Below are 24,607 nucleotides of genomic sequence, written 5' to 3' on the forward strand. Positions count from 1 at the left end.
CGATGCTGCTCGCCTGCACCCTTCCTTCGCTGTGCACGCTTTCCCCCTCGGTCGCACAGGACGGCACGGGCAAAGCCGCCGCTGCACCAATGGAAGCGGCCCCGCCGGGGGCCAGTGCCGCGATCGGAAGTGAGAGCAATGCTGCGCTCGATCGCTTGCAGCATGCCGTCGACGGCAATAGGCATAACACGGGCCACACGACAATTCCTGAGCTACCGACACCCGGCGGCCGACAGAACCGTGAGGTCACCGAAGCCCTGCATTCACGGAAGGCTGATCACGCAATGGAGAGGCGAAGCAAATCCGCGTTCGACGCCGCGCGTGAGGCGATGGAGCGCGAACGAGAAGTGATGGCCGCCCGTCTAGGGCAGGCCCTTGGCCTCACACCGCCGGACACTGCGGCGCTGGCGAAAGGCGCAATCCCCGCTCCGGCAAAGGGGCACGTCGTCGTTCTTTTCGTATCCTCCTCGATGCCCGTTGCCACGCTGCGCGCCTATGCTGCCCAGCTCGAGAAGGTCGGCGGTGTCCTTGCCTTTCGCGGGATGCCGGGTGGCTTATCGAAAGTGGCGCCGATGGCCCGACTGTCCGCGCAGGTCCTGAGGATCGATCCCGGCTGCGAAGGTCCGGCATGTGCGATGCGCAATGTGCAGGTCATCGTCGATCCGATCGCCTTTCGCGCGCATGGCGTCACGCGCGTCCCCGCCCTTGCCATGATCCCGGGCGACCCGGCGCGGGCCTACTGCGAGCGCGAGGACGAAAGCCCGACAAGTGCCCACCTAATCTCAGGTGATGCTTCGCTCTCGGGGCTGCTTGAGGAATATGCACGCCTTGGTGGACAGGAGGAGGTTCGCGATGCTCAGGCTCGCCTTGATCGGCGGTAGACTTGCCGCCTCGCAGCTTGCATGCTGCGCCCGGCAGGCAGCAACGGCGCTGGGAGAGAAACCGGGCAGGCTGATGCTCGCCCAGGCCCTCGTGCTCCCAACGGCGCTCGCGACTTGGTGGGCCATACCCCAGGTCACTTGGGTCATGAGCCCCTCGATCGACGCATGGGCAGTGCGCGCACGGCCAGGGACGATCCGGCGCGGCGATCTTGTCTCGTTCATGCTCTCCCACCCCCTCGCCGGGCCTCTCCCGGTTTCCGTCACAAAATATGCCCTGTGCATGCCGGGCGATCGCCTGGTCATGATCGAACGCCCGTCGGCAACGACGGGCGCGCGGTACGGACGGTTCTACTGCAATGGCAGTCTGATCGCCGTCAGCAAGCCGCATGGACGGGCGGGGCAGCGGCTGACGTCTTATCGTCCCGCAGACGGCGTAGTGCCCGAGGGAACGATCTTCGTGGGATCGCGCCATGCCGACGGCTTCGACAGCCGATACTATGGCCCCGTGCTTATCGAGCGCCTCACACGGATGGAGCGCGTGCTGTGAAAGCCCACTTCCTGGCATTGGCCGCTGCCGCGATTGCTGCACTCCATGCTGCAACTGCGCAGGCTGCTGCGGCGCAGAGTTCAGTCGCGCCAGGTTCCATCGGGGCTGCGGCCTCCCAGACCAGGCAAGGATACTGGTGGTACCAAACCCCTCCCAAAGGCGAGGATCCAGATCCGGTCGCCGAGCCGATCAGAAAGCCGATCGTCCCGCCGATGACCGAGCTCGCGACCTGGACCCCGCCCAGGATCCGCAAGCTCATCGAGGCTCAGCGCGACTACGCAGCAACAGTCCTCACGGTCGACGCAGTAGCCGATTTCTGGCGGTTGGAGGATTTTGCACGGCGCAAGGCCCGCGCGTTCGCGGGCGTGACCCAGCTGGCCATGCTGCAGCACCCCGAACTCAATTCAAAGTCGTCCAATCCCATGGTCGGCGACGCGCGCGACCAGCTGAGCGCCTACAAGGATGCGACCCGGGCCAGCTATCTGCGCGCCCATGCCGGTGAGTTCGCACTCGTCATGTTCAGCCGCACCTCCTGCGGCTACTGCCGGGTGCAGTGGCCGATCGTCCAGCGGTTCCAGGATGAAATTGGCTGGCAGGTGACGCTGATAGACCTTGATCGGCGACCCGAGCTTGGCAATCGCTTCGGTGTCGAGATGACGCCGACGACGATGATCATCCGCCGTTCAAGCCAGCAACGCATGGTCATCGCGAGCGGCGTCGAGGCCTATCCCACCCTCAAGCAGATGGCCTACCAGGCGGTTCGTCTCCTCACCGGTGACATCCGGCCCGAACAGTTCATGACCGGTCCCGGTCAGGAGGGAGGCTTCTTCGATGCCCTGGCCAATGGCCCGGTCGCAGCCAGCGATCCTGAAGCCTTGGGGCTCGCGGGTCTGGGCAGTGTCCCGGGAGGCCGACCATGATGCGGCCGGCATGGACCGGCGTGGTCATCGCCGGATGCTCCTCGCTTAGCTTCATGGCGCCCTTGGCGGCGCAGCCGGCTCCAGGGAGCTCTGCCGCAGCTGCCGCAATACACCCTGTGGAGAATGCTGCGGCCATGCAGGCCTGGCTTGCAAGAGTTCCCCGGACCCGCGACTTTCCCGCCGATCTGCCTGAAACTCTGCGCAGTTCTGACCGGGCCGCCGTGCTGGAGATGACCACCACGCCCGGGTGCCTGCCCTGCGCGGACCTGTGGTCTCAGCTGAATGCGCTGCACCGGCAATACGCCATTCGCATAGCCGTTCTGCCAGCCGAAGAAGGCATGGTGCGCTCGGGACGGCTTGGTCTTCCATGGATCGGCCATCCGGTCGCCTGGGTCCGCGATGCCGCCAACCCGCAGCGCATGATCCCGATCGCGATCGGGACCGACCACGCACCTAATCTTGCCCGTAACGCCTATCTCGCCATCAAGATGCTCTCCGGCGCACGGCCCGCCGTGGCGGTCAGGGCCATGTCGAAGTTCACTGGTATCGTCGCGCCAGGCCGCACCGGCGCCCCCCGAGCCCTCCCCCGCAACCCCTGAAGGATGCATGCCATGCCTGCCTTGTCCCGCCTGCCGGCTCTTTCAGTCACGAGCTCGAGCATAGCCCTGCTCTTCGCGGTACCGGCCCACGCGCAAAGCTGGGCAGAGACCTGGTTCGACAACGTGACTTACACCTCGCCAGGCAGCTTCGAGGACCAGACCCGTGGCTATCTCACAGCGGGGGGCATGTCGGGCCGCGTCGATGTCCACAATGACTACCTCATGTCGCTCAGCCTCCCCAAGGTTAAGGCGGGTTGCGGCGGCATCGACATGTTCCTTGGCGGCATGTCCTTCCTCGATCCCGAATACCTAGTCGAGAAACTCGAGAGCATCCTTCAGGCCGCTCCCGCGGTCGCATTCCAGTACCTGCTGGAGACGCTCGACGAGAAGATGGGCAACATCATCTCGAAGATGGAAGCCGCCACCAATTACCTGAACTCCATCCAGGTCAACGACTGCCGCCTGGCCAACCGCATGGTGCAGATCGCCAAGGGCGACGACAACATGTCCGGGATCATCGAGGAGATGACTGGCTACCGCTCGGTCAAGCAGGGCTACGCCACTAGCTACCAGCAGAGCCGCGAGAAAATCCAGGCGAACAACAACAACCCGACCGAGGACCTGAAGGAGGCGCTGGAGAACTGCCCGCCCGAGGTCACCGACATTTTCCGGACCGGATCGCTGCTGTCGCATGCTGCCGCGCGTGTCGGCGCATCCGACTGGACCGAGGTCATGCGTGCGCGGGTGGGTGATGTCTACATGCGCTGGAACGATGCCGACAAGGTGCCCCTGTTTTCGGCCATTCCCGCCTGCCCGCACCAGGATACCGAGTCCCCCGACGACTTTCTCGCCGGGCGCGTACAGCGCCGCGCTCTCAATATCCCGGCCACGGCTGCTGACTGCTCGACTGAAACCGGCGGCGGCGCTCTCGCGCTTGCACGTACCCGCATGGAAGCGATCTCGGACAAGATCCGCGGCCGGAGTACCTTAACCAGCGAAGAGCGCCAGTTCGTCGCCAACGTGCGAACTCTCCCCGTCTATCGCATGCTGGAGTGGGGCGTGCGGCAGGGCGTCACGGGTTCGGTGATCGCGGACACGGACGAACTTGTCGCGCTGACCCTCGCCTATCAGATGCTCAATGATCTCACGCGATCGATCGACTACGCGCTCGCCAATGCCGAGCGCGGTACCCTCGCGGCGGGCTCCTCGGATGCCGCGGCAACGGGCATCTGCCAGACACGCATCCTCGGCAAGGGTATCGAGCAACTGCGCGACCTGCGCGAGGAAGTGCTGCGCCAGCGCGCGCAGATGCGCCAGTCCTACCTGGCCTCGCTGGGTTCGGCGAACCTCTCGGCGAACTACGCCGGCCTGGTCCGGGGCCGCGACCGCGATGCCCGGGACGCGGCCGGCACCACGTCATCCCGGCAGCGCTAGCGTGAAAATCCACTTCCACTTCCTCTGCGGCGCAGGTGGTCTGATCGGCACCGCGGCTTCTCCCGCCCATGCCGTCGATGCGAGCTTTCATACCTACGGCGGCTTTGCCGAAACGGTCGATGCCTTCCGGCTGGCATCCATGATCTTTGCGGATGCGCGGTACGGGACGCTTGTCGTCGTCATCGCCACGGTCGGAATTGCGCTGGGAGCCGTCCTGGCGAGCGTTCGTGGTCAGGGTATGGGCATTGTCGCGTTCGGTCTCCAGATCCTGATCGGCATCGGACTTTTCGTCGGCATGATCGCGGCGACGGGCACGGTCCATGTCTACGACCGGGTGCGCAATGCCTACCAGCCCGTTGGCGACGTCCCCAACCTGATCGTTCTCATCGCCGGGACGACCAACCTCATCGAGCGCGCACTCGTCGAGACCATCGACGACAACACCCTCGACCCGTCCGCGAAGATTGAATTTGGCGCCGGCGGCCATGCCTTCGACCTGTTCTTCAACGCGGTCTCACCGCGTGGCCCCATGACCGACACCTTCCTCGATGCAACGATCAAGGACTATGTGCGCCAGTGCTATCCGGTCGCACGCGTATCACCGGCCTACGGCGTCGATGATGACGTGCTGTTTCGCACGACAACCGATCTGCCCGCCGCATTCGCTGCTATGGCGGGGCCTGCAACCTTCTCGACCGTTTACACGGCCGCTGACAAGGGCGGCAGCACTGTCAGCTGCGAGGAGGCCTGGCAGCATATTGCGACCAGACTGTCCGACACCGGCCTGTTCGAAGGCTATGCTGCGCAGGTCTGCGCGGCGACCGGCTTCGACGTCAGTCAGGCCGCGCAGCTCACGCGCTGCCGAAGCCAGCTTGGCGACATGGGGGACATGATGACCGGCATGCCTATGTCGATGCAGACGCTTTTCGCCGATGTCCTGCTCGCCAATTCTCTGGGCGATGTACTCTTCGAGGATAGTCCGGCCGCCGCCGCCAGGGTCATGGCCAACCGCGCGGTCCTGTCGAATGGCCTCGCCACCATGGCGGTCGCCAACGAGTGGCTGCCGACGATCCGCGCCGTGGTCTTCGCAATCATGCTGTTCATGGTTCCTATCGCGATGCTGTTCATCCTGACGCCGATCAGCCTGCGCGTCGCAAGCTTTGCGCTCGGTCTCTTTGTATTCGTCGCGCTGTGGGGCGTCATCGACGCCGGGATCTACCAGCTTACGCTGGGCCGGGCGATGGACGCGCTTGCCCAGATGCGGGGGCAGGCAGCCGGAGCCAATGCATGGCTCCTGGCCCCCTCCTCGGCACAGAAAGCCCTCGCTGTTTTCGGTACGTTTCGCACGGCCGGCGCAGGTCTGGCCGGGGCCTTCGTCTTTACCGTGTTCCGTTTCTCCGGAAATGTCTTCAGCGCATTTACCTCCGGTTCGATGGGCATCCACGCGCAGGCCGGCAATGCCGCCGCCCCGATTGCGACAAGCGAGGGCTTCGCATCGGCGCTCGAAGCCCAGGGCGCGGCTGCCGGCACGATGAACCGCCGCGCATCGTCGGCCGGCTTCGGCGACTTTGGTGAGCGAAGCACTTTCGCTGCCAACCGCAGTTTCGGCGCTGCCGGCACTATGCTGGGCGAAGTGAAGCCTGCGGCCCCGGGTCAAAGAGCCATGTCCCTGGGTGATCTCGACGCAGGCCGGGAACTTGGCGGTCTGTCGCCGGCTCTGGCGAAGGGCGATATTTCGAGTCCCGCAGTTCAACAGGCCGTCCGGGCTAATGCGGCGACCGCGGCGATCCATCAATTCGCGGAGAAAGACGCGCTGCGTGATCTGGGTCATCGCTATTTCGGGAAAGACGAGAGCGGCGAGCGGGCCTTTGCGGCCTTCGCGCAAGGTATGATCCAATGGCGTGCCTTCGGCGACGAACGTGCCTACGACATGATGTTCCAGAACACTGCCCGTCATTTCGAGCGCGCGGGCTACAGCCCGGACGATGCAAGGCTCAAGGCGGCCAGCCTCATTGGCGACGCCGCCGCCGATCCGACTTTCGGCAAGATCGTCGCCAACAGCTTCGAGGCCGAGGTTATGATGCGCAACGATTTAACCGCTGCACAGGTCCAGGTCGGCGCGATGGAGGGCCGGCGCGACCACGACGGAAACCGTATAATCGAAGCCGAACGAGCCAATGTCGCAACCGAGCAAGCCCACCGCACCGGCAGCAACGAGGGTCAGCGAGGCGCCGCCGCCATGCTCGGCTTGTCGGTGGACGAAACCAGCCGCCGCATCAGCTTCATCAACGCGCTCAGCGGCGAGGCCCGCTCCACCGCCATCTCCCAACTCTCCCGCGCGACCGGGCGCAATGAGGCGCAGGTCACAAGCGCGGTCGAGCGTTACCATGCCGCGGTCAGTCTCGGGACCGCCGATGGTGCAGGCGCAGAGGCCGCGCGCGAAGGCACGAGCATCTACGGCCGCACCCGCGAGGCTGCCGGCTACGATTTTGCCGAGCGCGCAGGCAAGCTCGATGCCCAGCGTGAGGTCGGTCTGGAGGGAACCCGCTCTGCCGCCAGGATTGGCGAGCAGCGGCGTCAGTCTGATAACGCCGGCTTTGCACAAGGTGCGGCAGCCGCAGGTGTTTCGGTTCGAGAAGCAGCACGGCTCGACAGTTTCATCCAAGCCTTGTCGAAGACCGCGGGCAATCAGGTCGATATCAGCGAAGGTGGCTCTACCGGTATTGCCGATCGTGCACGCAACCAACGCATGACGAGGATCGTCGATGCCGAGCGTCTTACACGCGCGCAGGGACTGCTGGAGAAGGCGGGCATCCACATGAGCAAGCGCGAGATCGCCCTGGACCAGAACGGCGACTTTGCGTTCAACCTGACGCCGCGCACCGCAGCGCAGATGTGGAAGGGCGGCCTCATCAACGAGAGTCAGCTCGGCGCAATTGCGAACGGCGGCCACGCACGGCTCAGCTTCGCGCACAATGACCTGCTCGTATCGAGCTCCGCAGGTTTCCAGCAGTCAGCCAGAAGCGACACCAGTACGCACTTCGAAGCCGGCAAGCAGGCCGGGCCCGATACCATCGAGCATTTCATGGGCGGCGGGAAGGAAGGTCAGGCAGCGATGGCCAATTGGCTGCAAGGCGGTTTCGAGATGGATCGCAAGGGCAACTGGCACCTCAAACCGCAGGTGGCTGACACCCTCCAGCGCGATGTCCAGGCGATCATGGTCCAGACGGGATGGTCGAGGTTGCTACGAAGGTCGGCAGAAGAAAGCAACTCGATGGGGACCGAAATCAGCGGTACAATCACCGCCGATGCCCGACGCGGAACCCCACCTTCAAAATCAAAGGGTGGAAGCGTCGCCACCGGGGGAATCGCTGGCTCATTCGGCTTCACAAGTTCGGATCGCGGAGGAACGAGCGAAGCTGCAACAGCAAGCATCGATATCCTCAATTATGATGTACGCGCAGCAATCGCGACTGCTGAACGAAAAGCAGCGAGATCTCAAGACCCGGCGGGTACGTTTGCGGGGCATCTTTCAGAGCAGGTCCTCGGACGAAATGGCCTCAGGCACCGCTACCTTGAAGACGCCAAAAATGGGCGAGCCACATTCGACGTCACCGGGCCCCTGTCGTCACTGGAACAGAACTCCGTGCTGAGCACGGGAAGATTCTCGAATGATATCGATGGCAGCCCAGCTGACGGCTATTCAGAGTTCAAGACGCAGCCCTGATCGACTTTTCAAAAGTCGTCGAACCTATGCCAGTACTTCGGCGATCTCGGATCAAGAGGATCGGACATTGGATCGAGCCACCCCCCAACCGACCGCTTCGGCGGGACATAATCACGATCCGGCGGGCCGAACTCCAGTCCATGGTGATCCATCCATGACCATGCAAACCCGATGCCGAGGATGAGAAATGGGGTCATCGGCATGAAGGCCAGATTGAGATATGCCGCAATTGTACTGGTATAGAAGCTGTCGAGCCCCTCGTTATAGAGCGAGATCGCCCTGCCACCCCAGTACAGCGCTATGCACAGCCACCAGACCTTCGCGTACCATGGCGACCAGACCCAAGTCCCGATACGCGGTCTCAGCAAATCCGAGACAGCCGGTTCATGACCTGGGTGTGCGTCGGGTCCCACGATATACTCCTTGATCGAGCACCATGGTAATACTTCACACCGATCCAGGAAACCCTGTAATCATTGGGTCCGGACGGACAGCGCGCTTGCGCCAGCGGCACGCCCTTCCCTACTGCGGGCAAGTACTCGCATCTGACGGATAAGGAAAACAATTCAAAGTGGGTAGGCGCCTGTCGCCTCATAAGCGATCCGATCAATCTGCCATTGCCCGAGCCAGACTAACAGTTCCTTGTGCCCCTTGGCCGTATTCGCGACTGCCGCTCGTAGGCGGCAGGATGGCCGACAGGCTCGCAGCTTCCTCGGCGATCGGGATCGGCGTGAGCTGACTACCGGGCGCCAGGTCAAATCCTTCCGGCGCATTGGAGAATAGCTCCAACATCGCGGGGTAGCCCTCCGTCGACGGTTTGGCGAATCGGTAGAGGAACCGTTCACCTTCGCTCCGCTGCCGGATCTTGTATCCGCCTGCCTCGACAAAGGCCATGAACGTCTCGGGAAATGCCGGGTCGAGCGCCTCGACGATGAAGACAATATCGAGATCCTTGGTCGCGCGGAAATCGAGACCGGCTTCCTCCATGATCAGTTCGCATGCCGCGCCGCCGATCAGGACATACTGGTGCTCATGCCCGGAAAAATGTGTGCGAAAGCGGTCGACGCCAGCTACCATCCAAAGGGCTCCAAAAGGTGATCGGCTGCCTGCGCGACTCGTTCGTCGGCGTCATGCCGTGCGCTCAGATAGAGCGAAAGTCGGTCGGCAACTTCGTCCTCGCTAAGGACTTGGGGATCATAGGCCCATGTCTGGACCTCGATCCGGCGTTCGTCATAGGCCCAGGCAGATTCCAATCTGTGATACCGCGCCATCCGCTTCCATGCGGCGGCCGGCGCCGCCCTGCATTCAATTCGCGGTTCGTTGAGCATCGTATATCGGGCAAGGGCGCTTTCGCCCGCCAACACCGCCTCGTTCAGGGGCAGATCACCCGTGACATAACGAGTCTTGCGCACCGGAGATTGCAAGCGCCCCTCGACCGCGCGCCAAAGGTCGCCGCCATCAAAGCGAAGGCTGAGGCGACGTTGGCGGCCGACGCGGTGCGGCCGCGCAAGTTCGAGCGCTTCCAGTTCATCGAAAGCCCGGCTCATGCTCATGATCGCAACTTTGTAGCGCTCGGCGAGCTGGGTTAGGCTGGCATCGTTCACATCGTGCCCAAGCAGGGCGGCCAGAATTACGACCTGAGTGGTGGGAGACACCTGCTCGGACGACGGTCCCGGTTCGCTGGGATAGGTCTCGCGCAGGTCGACAAACGCTTCGGGCACATAGAATTGTGCGCTCGGCGAAATGAACGCGACACGCTTCTCCACGAGGCGCCGACGCAATGCCGCCGGTACAGCTTCGAGCAACAGCACGAACAGGCGGGCATCGATATGGCGTCGCATCTGGTCCCGATGCTTCAGGAACTCGTCAACACCGCCTATTCTGCCGCTTTGCGGAACGATGAACACGGTCGGGCTGTCGAGCAGTTCCCTATTCTGGATAGCTTCGACTGGCCGATGCACGAACCCGCTGCGCGGGAGTGGTGCCCGTGGTGAGCTATCCGTGACAACGAGAACGTCCCGCCTGGATTGAGCAGTCCCCGTAACGGGCGGACCCTATCGGCTCCTTCAACATGAGGAGTCGAACGATGAACGAGCTTGTTCCGGTTGGCGCGATCAGCCCGCTACGCCAGCGGCTGATCGACGACATGACGATGCGCCGGTTTTCACGCGAGACGCAGCGCAACTACTTGCGCGACGTCGGGCGGTTTGCGACCTGGCTGGGGCGCTCGCCGCACACCGCGACCGCCGAGGATGTCCGGCGGTTCCAGATCGAGCAGCAGGACGCCGGCGTTCCGGCGCCGACCATGAACAGCATCGTCGCGGCGCTGCGGTTCTTCTTCACCCACACGCTCGACCGACCCGAGCTCGCGCGCAAGCTGGTCCGCACCGCGCATGCCCGCAAGATCCCGGTGGTGCTGACCTTGGCCGAGGTGAAGCGGCTGCTCGATGCCACGACCTGCCTCAAGCATCAAGCGGCACTGTCGGTCGCCTATGGTGCCGGACTGCGCGTTTCCGAGGTCTCGGCGCTCAAGGTCAGCGACGTCGACAGCAAGCGCATGCTGCTACGGATCGAGCGCGGCAAAGGCGGGCGGTACCGTAACGCCATGCTGCCCGAAGGCTTGCTCGTGTTGCTACGCGAGTGGTGGCGCGCTGGTCGGCAGCAGGGGATCATGCTTCCGAACGGCTGGCTCTTCCCGGGCCAGAACGCGACAGTGCCGATCAGCACGCGGCAGCTGTATCGCATCGTCGTCGAGGCGGCCGAGGCAGCCGATATCGCCAAGCGGGTCGGCCCGCATACCCTGCGGCATAGCTTCGCCACGCACTTGCTCGAAGACGGTGTCGATATCCGCGTCATCCAGGCGCTGCTCGGTCACGCCAAGCTCAACACCACCGCCTTTTACACCCAGGTAGCGACCAAGACGATGCGCGCGGTGACCAGTCCGCTCGACCGGCTGATGATCCCGAGCGGGGGAACGCCCGACGGTTGAGGCGAGGTGCGCACCTCCATCGAGGTCGCCGATATCTTCCGAACGGCAGGGCCGGCGTATCGGTTGGCCCATGTCGGGCATCTGAGCCTGCACCAGCTCAAGATCATGTCGGCGATCGAACAGTGTCGCACGGCGGCAATGGGCGGCCACGTCGAGGCCTGCGAGGACTGTGGCCATTGGCGTGTCGCCTATAACAGCTGTCGCAACCGGCACTGTCCCAAGTGCCAGGGCGCTGCCGCGCGCACCTGGCTCGCCGACCGCGAGGCCGACCTGCTGCCGATCGGCTACTTCCACGTGGTCTTCACCCTGCCGGCCGAGGTCGGCGCCATCGCCTTCCATAACAAGGCGCTGATCTACGATCTGCTGTTCCGCGCGGCGTCGGAGACGATGCAGATCATCGCTGCGGACCCGAAGCATCTCGGCGCACGGATCGGCATCACCGCCGTGCTCCACACCTGGGGCTCGGCGCTGACCCACCACCCGCACATCCACATGATTGTCCCCGGCGGCGGCATCGCGCTAGACGGCACGCGCTGGGTCTCGGCGCGTCCGGCGTTCCTGTTGCCGGTACGCGTGCTCGGCGCGCTGTTCCGCCGCCTGTTCCTCACACGACTGCTCGCGCTCTACGATGCTGGCCAGCTCGCCTTCTTCGGCAGCATGGCGCATCTCGCCGAACGGCGCGCATTCCTGCGCCACCTGTCGCCGGTCCGCAAAAAGCGCTGGGTGGTCTATGCCAAGCCGCCATTCGCCGGGCCCGAAGCGGTCCTCGCCTATCTGTCGCGCTACACTCACCGCGTCGCCATCTCGAACAGCCGCCTTCTCCGCTTCGACGAGGACGGCGTCACCTTCCGCTACAAGGACTATCGCCGCGGCGGCGCCGACCGGCAGCAGGTGATGACGCTTGGTGCCGACGAGTTCATCCGCCGCTTCCTGCTCCACGACTTGCCCAAGGGCTTTCACCGCATCCGCCATTATGGCCTGCTCGCCAGCGGTATGCGCAAGGACAGTCTCGAACGGGCCCGCCAACTGCTCGCGATCGCGCCGCCTGCTGGCGATGACATGCCCGCCGAACCGCCAGATGCCCGGCCGCCGTGCTCGTGCTGCGGTGGACGCATGATCGTCATCGAGATCCTGGAACGCCGGTACCAGCCTCGCGCGCCTCCATGCTTCGCAGCATCATCCGAGAGACAGGCGTCGTGACCCGGCACGGCACATCATCGACAGACCCCGTGACGACCACGCTCCCGGGAAGGCCGGAGTCTGCTTCCCGCCTGTCAAAAAGCGGACGCCAACTGCCCGAAAGCGGACCGTCCGACCGTGAGCGACCTTCGCGACCGCCGGAAAGCAGACCCTCCGCTTTCAAATACGTCCGCTTATCCGCCGCGCCCGCCACCGCCCAGAGCCGCCCAAAGTCGAAATCCCCATAGACCATCGCGCGGGGCCCGCGGGTTCGGGCACCGCCGACTTTCCGACGCCTCTCGGCGTCCGAAACTCTAAACGATATCAGACGGTCTGGTTATCGACGAGAAAATAGCGATAACTGCCGATCCGCTTTTTCGCATCGGCCGGGTCTGGACACCGTGAAAGCTGGCCGTGAGCCATCTACCAATTGTGGACCTTGGAAACTATCTCGTAGATACCTCAAAGCGGTAATTGACCAGAGCATGGCGACACCGAACGTTCATAAAAATAAGGCGAACTAATGACTAAAACGAAGAGACTGGAAACCGAAAAGGAAGATGTTTTTAGCGACCTAAACCGCCTCAATGCGATGCTCGCTGACCTTGATGAACGAGCGCTGATACTATCTCTCGCGGCCTTCGCAGAAGAGGCTCTGCGCGAATTAGTCCAAGCTTACCTCATGCCGGGCGAATCGACAGAAAAGCTCCTTGATGGCTTTAACGCCCCGCTGGGCACTTTCTCGGCACGCCTTCGTATGGCAGACGCGCTAGGGCTGTTGACGCCCCATCAAGCCAGCGACTTCGATAGGCTCCGCAAAATTCGGAATGAGTTTGCTCATAACTGGTTACCGGTTTCGTTCACCGACCAAAACATCGCATCCCACATCCAAGCGCTGAACTTCCATGCTCTGGACTACCAATTCCCTGAGACGCTGGGCGAGAAAGTTCGAACGTCGCTCAGTACTCTGCTGCTGGAAATCAGAGTGACCACCGGTCAAATACGAAAAAGAGGTGGTGCGGTCCTGCGTGGCCAGCACATCTTGGCTGGAGTGTCGGGCGACTTAGATGAGCAGATGAAGATATGCAGGGGGCGGTTGATAGCAATCCGCGACGAACTGCATTTAGCGAAAGGAGATCGCAGAAGGTTTCTGCTCGCTTCTAAGCATCGCTGGGAAGGCAAACTGGAGATTGTTCGCTTAAATGCGGGCGGAAGAAAAGCGGAGGTGCGGGCAATTCAAGCCGAACTAGACGCTTGGAACCGAGGTCCTGAGTACTAGCCGCACCGCACATCTGACTCAGGAACGGTCGTAGCCGTGACTACAAGTTCCGCTCGACGGTTCCCCGCTGGACACTTTCGCTCTCGATCCGCTGATCGCCTAGCGGGCCCGATGATTTGCGTATCTGCCGCAGCATGCGAAGCGGACCGAGCGATGCGTTAATGTGAGATTGCGAACCCGACCAAGCAGCTGCGCGGCTTCCGCACCTAGACGCGAGCCAGGACATAAATAGACCGCGTTTCATTTGCGGCAAGCTGTCGTTCGTCGTGGCGTGGGCCAACCTACATGTGCGCCATCCAAGCTTTTGCTATCGGCCTAGCCAGCCTATAGCGGCGCTATGTGGTTCGTGGACATCATCGTCGATTTATCCTGGTTTGCGGAGACGAAGGGCAAGCTGGGAACGCCACACTCGCGCGCGACCCAACCCGTTCCTGAGCAGAATATGGACAACACCTTTTTGCTATATGGAGATGAGCTGGCCATACGCCATTTGCGCGTTCTTCTTCACACTGACTCTCATGATCCACCGCATAACGTGGTGAATGCAAACATCCATCGTTGGGTAAATCTATTGGAGGTCGCGAGTGGTCTGGTCGCCTCTAAAACCGCAACCACCGCATCGCTTGGGCGCAATACCAGTGGCATGATAATTTGGATGGGCGAAGGTGACGAAAATGCTGAATCGTGCCAGCTAGCCCCTGAGTACACCCCGCCAGTACCGATGAACTATGAAGCTGCCGCCAAGTTGATGGCCGCTTGGGAGCCTGACTATCGTGTTCACCTCTTCTACCTTGGACGCTTCCTCAATCACGACCTACCGCCAGAGGTACGCTGGCTTAATGGCTATCGCGTATTAGAATGGCATTTCCGGAGAGGCGGCGTCGGTCTCGCGAAAGATCAAAAGTATCTGGAGTTTATCGCACTTCACGGTGGCGCGCTTGATGCAGCGCTGGGACCAAAGCAAGATCGCAAGGGGCTAATCGAAGAGGTTCGGGCTCTAGCCGCCCACGCAATCCTGTCACGAACGGCCGATCCTCGCTTGGAAGACGCCAGTACCAACCTCATCAGCAAGTCGTTCCAAGGACTAGAGAGCCTCGTGATGGCGGTGATGAATGAGGGGACCGGCGGGCGGGTCAGCTTTATGCCTAACATTTCTCCGACCTGAATAGGGCGCCAGGGTTGGCCATTAATCCGCCATTTAAGAGCGTGAATCATCGCCCATCTAACACCGAATTTGGTCGACGGCCGACCGGCGGCTTTCTATCGCGAGATGAGCCACGTAAACCTGAAGTAATGACCGCTTCCGGGAAACGAACTTGAGCCGCTAGACGGCAACGAAGGGCGCGGTAGCGCCGTAGAATCGGCTCGCCAGCGCACAGATCCGTCAGCGCCACAGGCTAACGAAATATAACCGCCACAGCAGCTCGGAAAGAGGAACATTGCCTGCTGGCAGCAGTTTACTTTTTGAAAAAAGTTGGTTTTTCTCGCCAACTGGAGAATTCTCATGTCAGTTATCGACCAGGTAATCGCCGCCGTCACGCCTCCGGAAAGCGACGAGGCGCGGCAGGAAGCTCGGGCCAACGCGCAGGCTGTCGCAGCTCCGGGCAGCTGGTTCGCCATGATCCTCGATCATCACGTTTTACTCGAAGACGCGTTCGCCGCCACCAAAGCGGCGAGCGACGCAGCTTCGCGCACCGCCGCGCTCAAACATCTCGGCGTCATTCTGACCGGTCATGCGATCGCCGAGGAGGCTGTGATTTATCCCGGCCTGGGCGAGGCGGGGGAGAAGGGTCATGCCACGATGGGCTATAACAAGCAGGTGATGGTGAAGATGCAAATGGCCATGCTGGAGAAGCTCGATCCGATCAGCCAGGATTTCGACGACAAGCTCGAGCAAATCCGCGGCGCGGTCGCGCACCATATGTACGAGGAAGAGGGAACGTGGTTCATCGAGTTGTCCGAGAAGGCACCGGCAGCGGACCAGGCCATGATTACGCAGCGCTATGAGGAAGAGTGGTCGCGCTATGTCGGCGCGGACGCCTGACAATGAGCGATAGATTTTGCTCCCCTGATGCGTCGGCCGTCCCGGGAGGGGCGGCCTTTTCATTCGGGTGCGCCGGCGGCATGCCCCACCACTCGCTACGCCCTATCAGCCGCTTCGGATGAGCTTCCTTACCGAGCAGCGGCAAAGTCCCCATGCGTGTTGGAGTGTCTGCTGCCGGATGCGACGTGGTCCCATGACCGATCCGGTGCGTTAGCATTTCGACAACCAGAAAGCGCAAGATGCAGCATGTTCAACGCGGCACAGGCCGGAAGCTATTACTTATTCACGGCCTGGGCGGCAGTTGGCAATCATGGAGCACAATCCTTGATGCGCTAAGCGCACATCGCACCGTGATTGCGATCGACCTTCCCGGACATGGCGCCACGCCGGCCGTCGACGATAGTGCAACCTTCGTCGGTCTCGTCGGGAGCGTCGAACGCTACATTGCAGACGAGGGACTGACCGGGATCGACGTTGTCGGGAGCTCGATGGGTGCGCGGATCGTGCTCGAACTGGCTCGGCGTGGCATCGTCGGCAACGTGGTTGCGCTCGATCCGGGCGGGTTTTGGCGAGGCTGGGAGCGAACTTTCTTCAAGGTGACCATCGGGCTGTCGGGCCGACTGCTGCGCGCCATCCGACCTCTGCTGCCGAGGCTCAGCCGATATGCAGCGACGCGCACGGCGCTGCTGGCGCAGTTGTCGGTGCGGCCATGGGCGCTCAACCCGCAGGTCGTGGCGACCGAACTGACCGGACTGAGCACCACGCCAACCTTCGACGCCCTGGTCGATGATCTTGCCAGCGGCCCGGAGCAAACCGGGCCGGCTGCACGATCTACTGGCCGCATCGTGATCGGATGGGGCAGGCAGGACCGGCTTTGCCTGCCTCGCCAGGCGGCGCGCGCCAAAGCGGCGTTCCCATCGGCAAATTTACACTGGTTCAAGTCCAGCGGTCACTTCCCCGCATGGGACATGCCCGACGAGACTGTCGCTGTCATCCTTGCCGGGACGAGATGATATCCGAAGCCTGAACGCGCTAAATGCCTCGATGGGACGCAGCGAGTTTACAGACCGAATCTAGCGCGAAAACTGCCATGCTGCGGTTGATGAACGAAGGACCGGATTCAGGATAGCCTGAGACCCTAGCTACGGCATTTTTGTCGGCGGGTGCCGACCAGCCCCGGCCATAACCGGACTGACCGCTCCGGGGCGCGAGACTTTTCAAATTGAACGGCTTGGATGGGCGCAATCCTGCTTGAAACGATCGCTTAGACGTAAACCGTTTCCGTCTTGTCTGCGAAAGATTGATAGGAAGGCGGCATGTCGCCGCCAACCGTTAATACTCGTATCTCAGCTTGCTTGTCATGATGTGTCGCTACCCGACGGCGATTAACGGGTAGGCGACACGCTCTGACTTAGCGGCAGACACGAACTCGGCGGTGGTGACGCCATTCGGTCCAGCAACGGCGGTGATCGCGATATCCGCGATTGCTCCAATGACGTGGTCGATCATACCTGCGATAATCGCGATAGCGATGATGGTCTCGATCGCGATGCTCCCAGCGATGATGATCACGCGGGTGAGCTTCAGCGGTAGCAGTCATGCCGATGCCGGTGACTGCCATTGCAAGAGCAAGAGAAAGCTTGAAAATTTTCATAGTCGCCTCCGTTAGGGAGGTCAGCCATGGGCGAGCCGCATGAATTGCTGCTGTACGCCTCGGTCAACTGCACCGCGTGCGCCGTGTACCGCTGCGATCCCGCCTTCGGACCCATCGCTTAGCCGTGTTGGGGGCAAACCAAGCAGCGCCCTTCAAACATTCCTGATGGATCCACGTCGCGTTTCAGCGCCACGCGTCAGCGCTCAATGGGCAGACGGAGATGTGGTGACTGCTGCGGTCACGCTTGTTGGCTGCGCTGCCCGCCAGGCATTCTTTCCATGGCTGACCATAGGCACCCCGCACTCGTCGCAGAGCGCTCGATATTCATCGTCCTTGCCCCGCGAGATCGAGACAGAGGATGGCTTATGCCGACCAAGAGCGCACAGAAACCGCATTGCGTGACCATAGGCTCTCGCAGGGTGCTCCGCAGGCATGCAGTTGCCCACACCCTGTGGATAGCGGGGAAAACTGCCCCGATTTGCGATAGACTGCCTCGCTGGTGGACATGCCCCCTCCAATTGCCCGTAAAGAGAGGCATCCGTCAAAGACTGTTGGCAGGGCGCTCCGTCGGATCGCCTGCTCTTGCAAAGGAAATCGAATGCGTTTCGCCACTGCCGCCGTAATGGGTGCGACTATTGCCATCTCGAGCCCCGCAATGGCCTGGGGACCGATCGGGCATCGTATCACAGGTGCAATCGCCCAGGACAAACTCAGCGGGGTGGCGCGGGCTAAGGTCGAGATCCTGCTTGGTGAGGAAGACCTTGCCGAGGCCGCGACCTGGCCGGACGATATGCGATCGGATCCGGCAGAGTTCTGGCAGAAGACCTCGCCTGCATGGCACTATGTGACGGTGGCAGGCGATGATTACGCGCCATCGGATGAGCCCGGACAGGGTGATGGGCTGAGCGCACTAAAGCGCTACACAGCTATCCTGCGTGATCCGAGGGCATCGGCCGACGACCGGCGAACAGCCTTGCGGTTTGTCGTCCATATCATTGGTGACTTGCATCAGCCGCTTCACGTAGGGACCGGCACGGACCGAGGCGGCAACGCTGTAAAGGTGACATGGTTCGGCAAGCCTACGAACCTGCACACGATCTGGGATTCCAGCATGATCGAGCAGCGGGCGTTGTCCTACTCGGAATATGCGCGCTGGCTGGAGCGTTCGACGACGCCGCAGCAAGTCATTCAGTGGAATGAGCGCAACCCGATGGTCTGGATTCACGAGAGCATCGCGATCCGCAAGAAGGCCTATCCCCCCGACACCGTCCTCTCATATGACTACGCCTATCAGCACCGTGAAGACATCGACAGTCGGTTGCAAATGGCCGGCATTCGCATCGCGGCTTACCTGAATTGGGTATTTGAAACTCCGGATGCCGAGACAAAAACCACGAAGCGACGGTAGTCCAAGCCACCGTTCTCCGACTTTTCCCTCGTCGCACGGCAGGTTCGGCATGGCCGAACCTGCGATCTGTAAGAAGCGAAGTGGGGCTCCTTCACCGGGTGGCCATTCGGCACTGCCGAGGCACTACCGTTCAAAGACCGTGCAAGGATCCCGATCTGACGATGGCAGGTTCATGCTCCGCACCTGCTTCCTGTTCGACCATCGCCAGCACTTTTGGTCGCGCATCCCGCTGTCGTGCGTCGATTTGCCTGAGTTGTGCGCTCATCCGACGCCCATCGACTTGCATCAGGATATAGCCGGTATGGTGCGTGTCGCTGAACCGGATATGCGGATTGTTGGCCAGAACGTCGCCGAAACGTCCCGGAGGCGGCGATTGCGCAGCCAGAGCGGAGGTCACGATTTCGGTGCCCACCGCTGGACTTGAAGACGGACCGTGTCTTAGATCATTCACCCAGAAACTGTGAATGTCGCCGCTGAGCACGATGGCTTTATTCACGGATGGCTGGCCTAACCGTTCCGTCAGTCGATCCCGGGCGGCGGGATAACCATCCCACTGGTCACTCCATACCGTCTCGCCCGTCCCATCCAGCGCCAGAGGAGCGAAAAACACCCCTTGAGCCAATAGGGTCCAGGGTCGGCGTTCACGTTCGAGACGCTGATTGAGCCACGCCTCCTGCGCCGCGCCCAGCATCGAGCGGTCCGCGCGCAGCCGCTCGGCGCAGTGATCGAGCTTCACGTTGCGCGCGACGTTCGGGGCGGCGCAGGCCGGGGCGCTGCGATATTGCCGCGTATCCAGCATCGACAGCGAGGCCAGCTCGCCCCAGTCCACCGCGCGGAACAGGCGCGGCGCGGGCGTGGAGCGCCACAGGCTGGGCCGGATCGGCATGTGTTCGAAATAGGCCTGGTACGCCGCCGCACGGCGCGGCGCGAAGACTTCGGGCGGCAGGCCCTCGCGGTTGGCCAGCGCGGCGTAGTCGTTGAGCACTTCGTGGTCGTCCCATGTCACCAGCCACGGGAACAGCCGGTGCGCCTCGCGCAAGTCCGGATCGCTGCGGTAGAGGGCATAGCGGGCGCGGTAGCCGTCGAGGTCGGTCGGGTCCGGCGCGCCGAAGCTGCGCACCTGCGGCTCCTTGGGATAGGCCTGTTCGTAGATGTAGTCGCCCACCTGCACGATGATGTCGGGCGCGGCGGCGATCATGTCGCGGTAGGCGCCGAACCAGCCCAGTTCCCAGTGCTGGCACGACGTCATGGCAAGGCGCAGGCGATCGGCATTGACCGGCACCGTCTTCGTGCGCCCGACCGGACTGGTCGCGCCCAGCGCGTGGAAACGATACCAGTACGTGCGGCCCTCCCGCAGGCCGCCAAGCTCGACATGCACGCTGTGCGCGGCTTCGGGCCGGGCGATCTCGATGCCGGTGCGCACGATGCGGCGGAACGCCTCGTCCTCCGCCACTTCGAAGCGGACCGCGACCGCGCGTGGCGGCAGCGGGGTTCCCGCCGGGCCGACGAGGCGGGTCCACAGCACGAAGCCGTCCGCCGCCGGATCGCCGCTGGCGACGCCCAGCGCGAACGGGTCGGCGCTGGCGGCGAAGGCGTCGAACCGGGGCAGCGCCTGCGCGCCGAGCGCGGCCATGGCAGCCAGCACGGCGCGGCGGTGCCATGCGAAGCCTTGCGGAAAATCATGCATGCGGCCCCGCTATCGGCCTTTTCGGACAGTCATGTGACAGAGTTTGTCCCGGTACTGTCATTCTCACCGCCTAACGGCCGCGTCCGGGTTGCGACAAAGGACAACGGCCTTGACCTGGCTACGGGACGCAGATCGCTGGTTCATCGATGAAGTGCTGCCGCACCGTGCAGCGTTCCGGCGTCAGGCCGCGCGCCTCGTCGCGCCCGCCGATGCCGAGGATCTGGTGCAGGAAGCCTACGCCCGCGCCATCGATGCCGCGCACCAGCGCGAGATCGCCAATCCGCGTAGCTTCGTCCTGACGATCATCCGCAACCTCGCCCACGAACGCCATCGCCGCGCCGCCGTGGTCCGTTTCGAGCATCTGGCCGACATGGAAGCGATGGATTTCGCCGACGGCGCGCCGGACCAGTTCGCGGTCGTCTCCGGCCGGATCGAACTGTCGCGGCTGATGGAACTGATGGAAACGCTGCCCGCTCAGGCCCGCACGGTGGTGCAGTTGCGGCGTTTCGAAGGAATGTTGCCGCGCGACATAGCGGTGAGGATGGGCTTGTCCGTCTCTACAGTGGAGAAGCATCTTGCAAAGGGGCTGGCCATTCTGGCCACCGCGCTGCAGGAAGCGCCCCCGCAGGCAGAAGGACCGACGATTTCACGCCTATGGCAACGCCGCCGAAACCAAGCAAACTGATCGAAGAAGCGGCCGCGTGGCTGGCCGCACTGGACGCCGGATCGGCCACGCGCGAGGACTTCGAAGCCTGGCGCGCCGCCGATTCCCGGCGCGCGGTCGCATTCGCGCAAGTCGTCGATGCCTTCGAACAGATCGAGCCGCTGCGCGGCGTTCATGAGCCCTTGCCCCGGCCCTCGCGGCTCAACCGCCGCAACCTGCTGCGCGGCGGTGTGCTGGCGGGCGGGATCGCGCTGGCGGGCGGCGTCGCCATGCAGGCCGCCGCGCGCGAGCACGCCGAGACGGGCGTGGGCGAGACGCGCGCGGTGGTCCTGGAAGACGGCACGCGGGTATCGCTCAACACCGACACCCGGATCAGCTGGCGTATCAAGGGAACCACGCGGTCGCTGTGGCTGGAACGCGGCGAGATCGCGCTCGACGTGCGCGCCGTAACGGGCCCGCCCTTGCGCCTTTCCGCCAACGGCACGCGCTTCGACCTGAAGCCCGGCACCTTCAACGCGCGGCGCGAGCCGGAAACGGTGGCGCTGCTGGTGCTCAAGGGCACCGCCAACGCCGAAAGCAAGCCCGTCCACGAAGGCGCGCTGGCGCAAGTCATCGGACGCGACGTCGCCGTGGCTCCGGCCGAGGCCGTGGCGATCGACCGCGCCAGAAGCTGGCAGAGCGGCCAACTGGTCTTCGAAGGCGAGAGCCTCGATTTCGTGGTGGCCGAGTTCAACCGCTATCTCGAAAACAGGCTGGTGGTCGCCGACCCGCGCCTCTCGCGCATCCGCCTTGGCGGGCGCTTCACCAATACCGACCCCGCCGAATTGCTGAAAGCGCTCAGCGCCTCCTTCGGCATTCACGCCCGCCGCAGCGAGAGCGGCGCGATCATGCTTTCTGCAAGCTGAACATTTTTTGCACTGCGATAGAGGTGGGCGCGGCTTCGCCCATCTCCCCTTCCGAGACACGGTTTTCCCGGAGGGCAAGAATGCCAGTTCACTCTATCGCACTACCCATGATCCTCGCCATCTCGCCCGCCAACGCGGCGCAGGATCGCGCCGTCAGCTTCGATATTCCCGCCCAGAACATGGCAACCTCGCTCAACGAGTTCGGCCGTCAGGCAGGCGTGCAGATGGTGTTCCCCTACGACACCGTGGCAGGCCAGCGCTCGGCGCCGCTCAAGGGCCGCTTCACCCGCGCCGAGGCGATCCGCCGCCTGATCGCCGGGCGCGGCATGAAGATCGCCTTCGAAGGATCGAACATGATCTCGCTCGCCGCCGAGCCGCGTTCGCTCAGGCGCGAAGTCGCCGCGACCGACGCGGCTGCGGGCGGCGACATCGTCGTCACCGCGCAGAAGCGCGAAGAGGATCTCTCCAAGGTTCCCGCCGCCCTGACCGTCGTTTCCGGGGACGAGGTCGAGAAGCGCAAGATCACCGACTTCACCAGCCTGGTCGACGAAGTTCCGGGCCTTTCGATCAACTACAGCACCGGCGGCGAAAGCTACGGCCTGCTTTCCATCCGCGGCATCGGCGGCGCAGACGACTATAAACCCAACGGCAGCCCTTCGGTCGCGCTGCACGTTGACGGCGTCTACCAGAGCTCCAACGCCTATCTCGGCATGCCGTTGTTCGACCTCGAACGCATCGAAGTGCTGCGTGGGCCGCAGGGCACGCTTTACGGCCGCAACACCACCGCAGGCGTCATCAACGCGATCACGCGCGGCGGCAGCGACCACTTCGAAGGCTATGTCGATGCCCGCTACGGCAGCTACGACAGCTTCCGCGCCGAAGCAGCCTTCGGCGGCCCGCTGAGCGACAACGTGCGCATGCGCGTGGCCGTGATGACCGATCAGGGCGGCGGCTTCATGCACGGTATGGGCGCGGGCGATCTGGCCGGCGCACAGCTCAGCGTCGGCGGCGTTGTACAGTCGCAGGTTCCCGCAATAACCGATCCGGGCGAACGCAAGGGCTTCGGCGACAAGGATCTGTTCGCCGCACGCGGCACGCTGGACATCGATCTGGGCCCCGACACCTCCCTGACGCTGAAGGCCTTCGCCAGCCGCGACCGGGGCGACACCCGCCAGTACGACCGCATCAGCGCCACCGAGGACAGCAGCGTCCTCAACGCGGGTGAGGACAGCGATCCCTACACGTTCTATTCGGCCAAGTACTTTCGCCAGAAGATCGACATTCAGGGCGGCTCGGCCCAGCTTTCGCACCTGATGAACGACAACCTGCGGCTCGACGTGGTGGTCGGCGCACAGGCCAGCCAGCGTCAGGTCGGCGGTAACGGCGACGGCACGCCCTATCCCCAGTACGAATACCTGTTCGACGAAAAGCTCAGCCAGGCCTCGTTCGAAGCGCGTATCCGCAACGAACAGCAGGGCCGCTTCAACTGGGTGGTCGGCACGTTCATCATGAGCGACACGATCGACTACCAGAGCCAGTGGACCAGCTGGGCCGCGCGCACGATCTATCACAACATCCACAGCCAGCGCCGCCGTTCGGGCGCGGTGTTCGGTCAGGCCGATTTCGAGGTGGTTCCCGACGTGCGCGTCACCGGCGGTCTTCGCTACACCAGCGACCAGATCGATTCCACGGGCCGCAACGTCGATGACAATCCGTGGGGCATCACGTATTACAACACGCTGTTCGCCTCGACGAACAACTTCTCGTGGGACAAGCAGTTCAAGGACAGCGACGTCTCGGGCCGCGCCTCGGTGCAGTGGTTCATCAACCCGGACCTCAACGTCTTCGCCTCGGTGGCACGTGGCTATCGTTCGGGCGGTTTCGACGGTACCTCGATCATGACATTGGCCGAAACCGAGCCATTCCAGTCGGAAACGGTGTGGGCCTACGAAGCCGGCGTTCGCTACTTCAACGGCCCGATCCGCCTGTCGCTGGATGCTTTCGCCAACGACTTCGACAACCTGCAGGCGACTACCCGGCTGGCCAACGACACCAACGGGCGCACCAACGTCGGCAAGGCCAAGACGCGCGGCTTCGAGGGATCGCTTGACCTGACTCTGTTCCGATCAGGCGGCCACAAGCTCGATTTCGATGCTTCGGGCACGTACCTCTACTCGAAGATCACCGAGTTCAATTCCGCTCGCATCGCCGACGTACTGGCGACCGTGGGCGATCCGCTGCCGGGCGCGCCGAAATGGACCGGCCGCGTCGGCCTCGTTCACGACTACAGCTTCGGCGAGGGCTGGAAGCTGGAGAGCCGCGTCAACGTGTTCCACCACGGCAAAGAATCGAACCGCCTGAACGCGCTTCCGAACAACACCTCGGCCGCCTACACGCTGCTCAACGCACGCATCGAACTGCAGTCGCCGCACGGCTGGTCGATCTATGCGATGGGCCGCAACATCACCGACGAAGTCTACTTCCCGGAACTGAACGGCGCCGCGCGTCTGGTTGGCGCACCTGCGACTTACTCGGTGGGCTTCCGCGTAGCCTTCTGATCATTCCAAAAAGGCCTGGGCCTATGAACGGCGGTGAAGGGGCGAGTGGCAACCCTTTCCGCCGTCGACCCTTCCCAGTCGCTCAGCACCCAAATGTCAGGCCCCATCTGCAGACTGTCCACTTCGCCATCT

At 63.1% G+C, this 24,607-nt stretch carries 21 protein-coding genes; 16 read left to right on the forward strand and 5 right to left on the reverse strand.

The window, feature by feature from the left end; genetic code table 11:
* Positions 1 to 284 precede the first annotated feature (284 nt).
* The 6 genes from HWN72_RS26890 (at position 285) to HWN72_RS26915 (ending at position 8,108) form a co-directional block, all read left to right on the forward strand.
* The gene (locus HWN72_RS26890; protein ID WP_309141592.1) at positions 285 to 881 is read left to right on the forward strand and encodes a type-F conjugative transfer system pilin assembly protein TrbC; all 597 of its coding nucleotides are present in this window, start codon (positions 285 to 287) and stop codon (positions 879 to 881) included.
* A complete protein-coding gene (locus HWN72_RS26895; protein ID WP_069710157.1) occupies positions 853 to 1,428 on the forward strand; it encodes a S26 family signal peptidase in 576 nt (191 codons plus the stop codon). Before HWN72_RS26890 ends, HWN72_RS26895 begins: the two co-directional genes overlap by 29 nt.
* A complete protein-coding gene (locus HWN72_RS26900; protein WP_375154547.1) occupies positions 1,425 to 2,348 on the forward strand; it encodes a conjugal transfer protein TraF in 924 nt (307 codons plus the stop codon). Before HWN72_RS26895 ends, HWN72_RS26900 begins: the two co-directional genes overlap by 4 nt.
* Before the next feature lie 134 nt (positions 2,349 to 2,482).
* On the forward strand, positions 2,483 to 2,947 hold the full coding sequence (locus HWN72_RS26905) for a hypothetical protein (RefSeq protein WP_309141593.1): 465 nt from the start codon (positions 2,483 to 2,485) through the stop codon (positions 2,945 to 2,947).
* 12 nt (positions 2,948 to 2,959) lie between these two features.
* Complete coding sequence (locus tag HWN72_RS26910) at positions 2,960 to 4,381, forward strand: conjugal transfer protein TraH (protein WP_069710252.1); 1,422 nt, start codon at positions 2,960 to 2,962, stop codon at positions 4,379 to 4,381.
* Position 4,382: 1 nt separating this feature from the next.
* Positions 4,383 to 8,108 (forward strand): conjugal transfer protein TraG N-terminal domain-containing protein, encoded by a 3,726-nt coding sequence (locus tag HWN72_RS26915; protein ID WP_289357688.1) that lies wholly within the window; start codon positions 4,383 to 4,385, stop codon positions 8,106 to 8,108.
* An 8-nt stretch (positions 8,109 to 8,116) separates the two neighbouring features.
* Here HWN72_RS26915 and HWN72_RS26920 read toward each other — a convergent pair whose 3' ends face one another.
* From HWN72_RS26920 to HWN72_RS26930, 3 genes are all read right to left on the reverse strand, one after another.
* On the reverse strand, positions 8,117 to 8,521 hold the full coding sequence (locus tag HWN72_RS26920) for a hypothetical protein (protein WP_211151849.1): 405 nt from the start codon (positions 8,519 to 8,521) through the stop codon (positions 8,117 to 8,119).
* Between the two features lie 193 nt (positions 8,522 to 8,714).
* On the reverse strand, positions 8,715 to 9,185 hold the full coding sequence (locus tag HWN72_RS26925; protein WP_248006372.1) for a hypothetical protein: 471 nt from the start codon (positions 9,183 to 9,185) through the stop codon (positions 8,715 to 8,717).
* On the reverse strand, positions 9,179 to 10,069 hold the full coding sequence (locus HWN72_RS26930; protein WP_211151850.1) for a hypothetical protein: 891 nt from the start codon (positions 10,067 to 10,069) through the stop codon (positions 9,179 to 9,181). The genes HWN72_RS26925 and HWN72_RS26930 overlap by 7 nt, the downstream gene beginning before the upstream one ends.
* 125 nt (positions 10,070 to 10,194) lie before the next feature.
* Between HWN72_RS26930 and HWN72_RS26935 the strand changes: the two genes are divergently transcribed.
* From HWN72_RS26935 to HWN72_RS26960, 6 genes are all read left to right on the forward strand, one after another.
* On the forward strand, positions 10,195 to 11,097 hold the full coding sequence (locus tag HWN72_RS26935; RefSeq protein ID WP_069710111.1) for a tyrosine-type recombinase/integrase: 903 nt from the start codon (positions 10,195 to 10,197) through the stop codon (positions 11,095 to 11,097).
* Between the two features lie 6 nt (positions 11,098 to 11,103).
* Positions 11,104 to 12,297, forward strand: coding sequence for an IS91 family transposase (locus tag HWN72_RS26940; RefSeq protein WP_008833080.1), 1,194 nt, complete (start codon positions 11,104 to 11,106; stop codon positions 12,295 to 12,297).
* A gap of 502 nt (positions 12,298 to 12,799) precedes the next feature.
* Complete coding sequence (locus tag HWN72_RS26945) at positions 12,800 to 13,555, forward strand: MltR family transcriptional regulator (protein ID WP_211151851.1); 756 nt, start codon at positions 12,800 to 12,802, stop codon at positions 13,553 to 13,555.
* A gap of 346 nt (positions 13,556 to 13,901) precedes the next feature.
* On the forward strand, positions 13,902 to 14,720 hold the full coding sequence (locus HWN72_RS26950; RefSeq protein ID WP_211151852.1) for a hypothetical protein: 819 nt from the start codon (positions 13,902 to 13,904) through the stop codon (positions 14,718 to 14,720).
* Positions 14,721 to 15,059: 339 nt separating this feature from the next.
* On the forward strand, positions 15,060 to 15,599 hold the full coding sequence (locus HWN72_RS26955; RefSeq protein WP_211151853.1) for a hemerythrin domain-containing protein: 540 nt from the start codon (positions 15,060 to 15,062) through the stop codon (positions 15,597 to 15,599).
* 239 nt (positions 15,600 to 15,838) lie between these two features.
* Positions 15,839 to 16,612 carry an alpha/beta fold hydrolase gene (locus HWN72_RS26960; RefSeq protein WP_211151854.1) on the forward strand — a complete coding sequence of 258 codons (774 nt, stop codon included), beginning with the start codon at positions 15,839 to 15,841 and terminating at the stop codon, positions 16,610 to 16,612.
* A 358-nt stretch (positions 16,613 to 16,970) separates the two neighbouring features.
* Here HWN72_RS26960 and HWN72_RS26965 read toward each other — a convergent pair whose 3' ends face one another.
* Entirely contained in the window at positions 16,971 to 17,171 is a 201-nt protein-coding gene (locus tag HWN72_RS26965; protein WP_211151855.1) for a hypothetical protein, read from the reverse strand.
* A gap of 680 nt (positions 17,172 to 17,851) precedes the next feature.
* Here HWN72_RS26965 and HWN72_RS26970 point away from each other — a divergent pair.
* Entirely contained in the window at positions 17,852 to 18,661 is an 810-nt protein-coding gene (locus HWN72_RS26970) for a S1/P1 nuclease (RefSeq protein ID WP_248006373.1), read from the forward strand.
* Between the two features lie 130 nt (positions 18,662 to 18,791).
* Here the strand turns inward: HWN72_RS26970 and HWN72_RS26975 are convergent, their stop codons facing one another.
* On the reverse strand, positions 18,792 to 20,348 hold the full coding sequence (locus tag HWN72_RS26975; RefSeq protein ID WP_211151856.1) for an alkaline phosphatase: 1,557 nt from the start codon (positions 20,346 to 20,348) through the stop codon (positions 18,792 to 18,794).
* Between the two features lie 109 nt (positions 20,349 to 20,457).
* Between HWN72_RS26975 and HWN72_RS26980 the strand changes: the two genes are divergently transcribed.
* From HWN72_RS26980 to HWN72_RS26990, 3 genes are all read left to right on the forward strand, one after another.
* Positions 20,458 to 21,033: an RNA polymerase sigma factor gene (locus HWN72_RS26980; RefSeq protein ID WP_211151857.1), complete on the forward strand. Its 576-nt coding sequence runs from the start codon at positions 20,458 to 20,460 to the stop codon at positions 21,031 to 21,033.
* A complete protein-coding gene (locus HWN72_RS26985) occupies positions 21,003 to 21,917 on the forward strand; it encodes a FecR family protein (RefSeq protein WP_211151858.1) in 915 nt (304 codons plus the stop codon). Before HWN72_RS26980 ends, HWN72_RS26985 begins: the two co-directional genes overlap by 31 nt.
* 107 nt (positions 21,918 to 22,024) lie before the next feature.
* On the forward strand, positions 22,025 to 24,475 hold the full coding sequence (locus HWN72_RS26990; protein ID WP_248006374.1) for a TonB-dependent receptor: 2,451 nt from the start codon (positions 22,025 to 22,027) through the stop codon (positions 24,473 to 24,475).
* Positions 24,476 to 24,607 lie beyond the last annotated feature (132 nt).

Origin of the sequence: Novosphingobium sp. HR1a, assembly GCF_015594425.1 — a bacterium.
In the GTDB taxonomy this organism is placed as follows: Bacteria; Pseudomonadota; Alphaproteobacteria; order Sphingomonadales; family Sphingomonadaceae; genus Novosphingobium; species Novosphingobium resinovorum_A.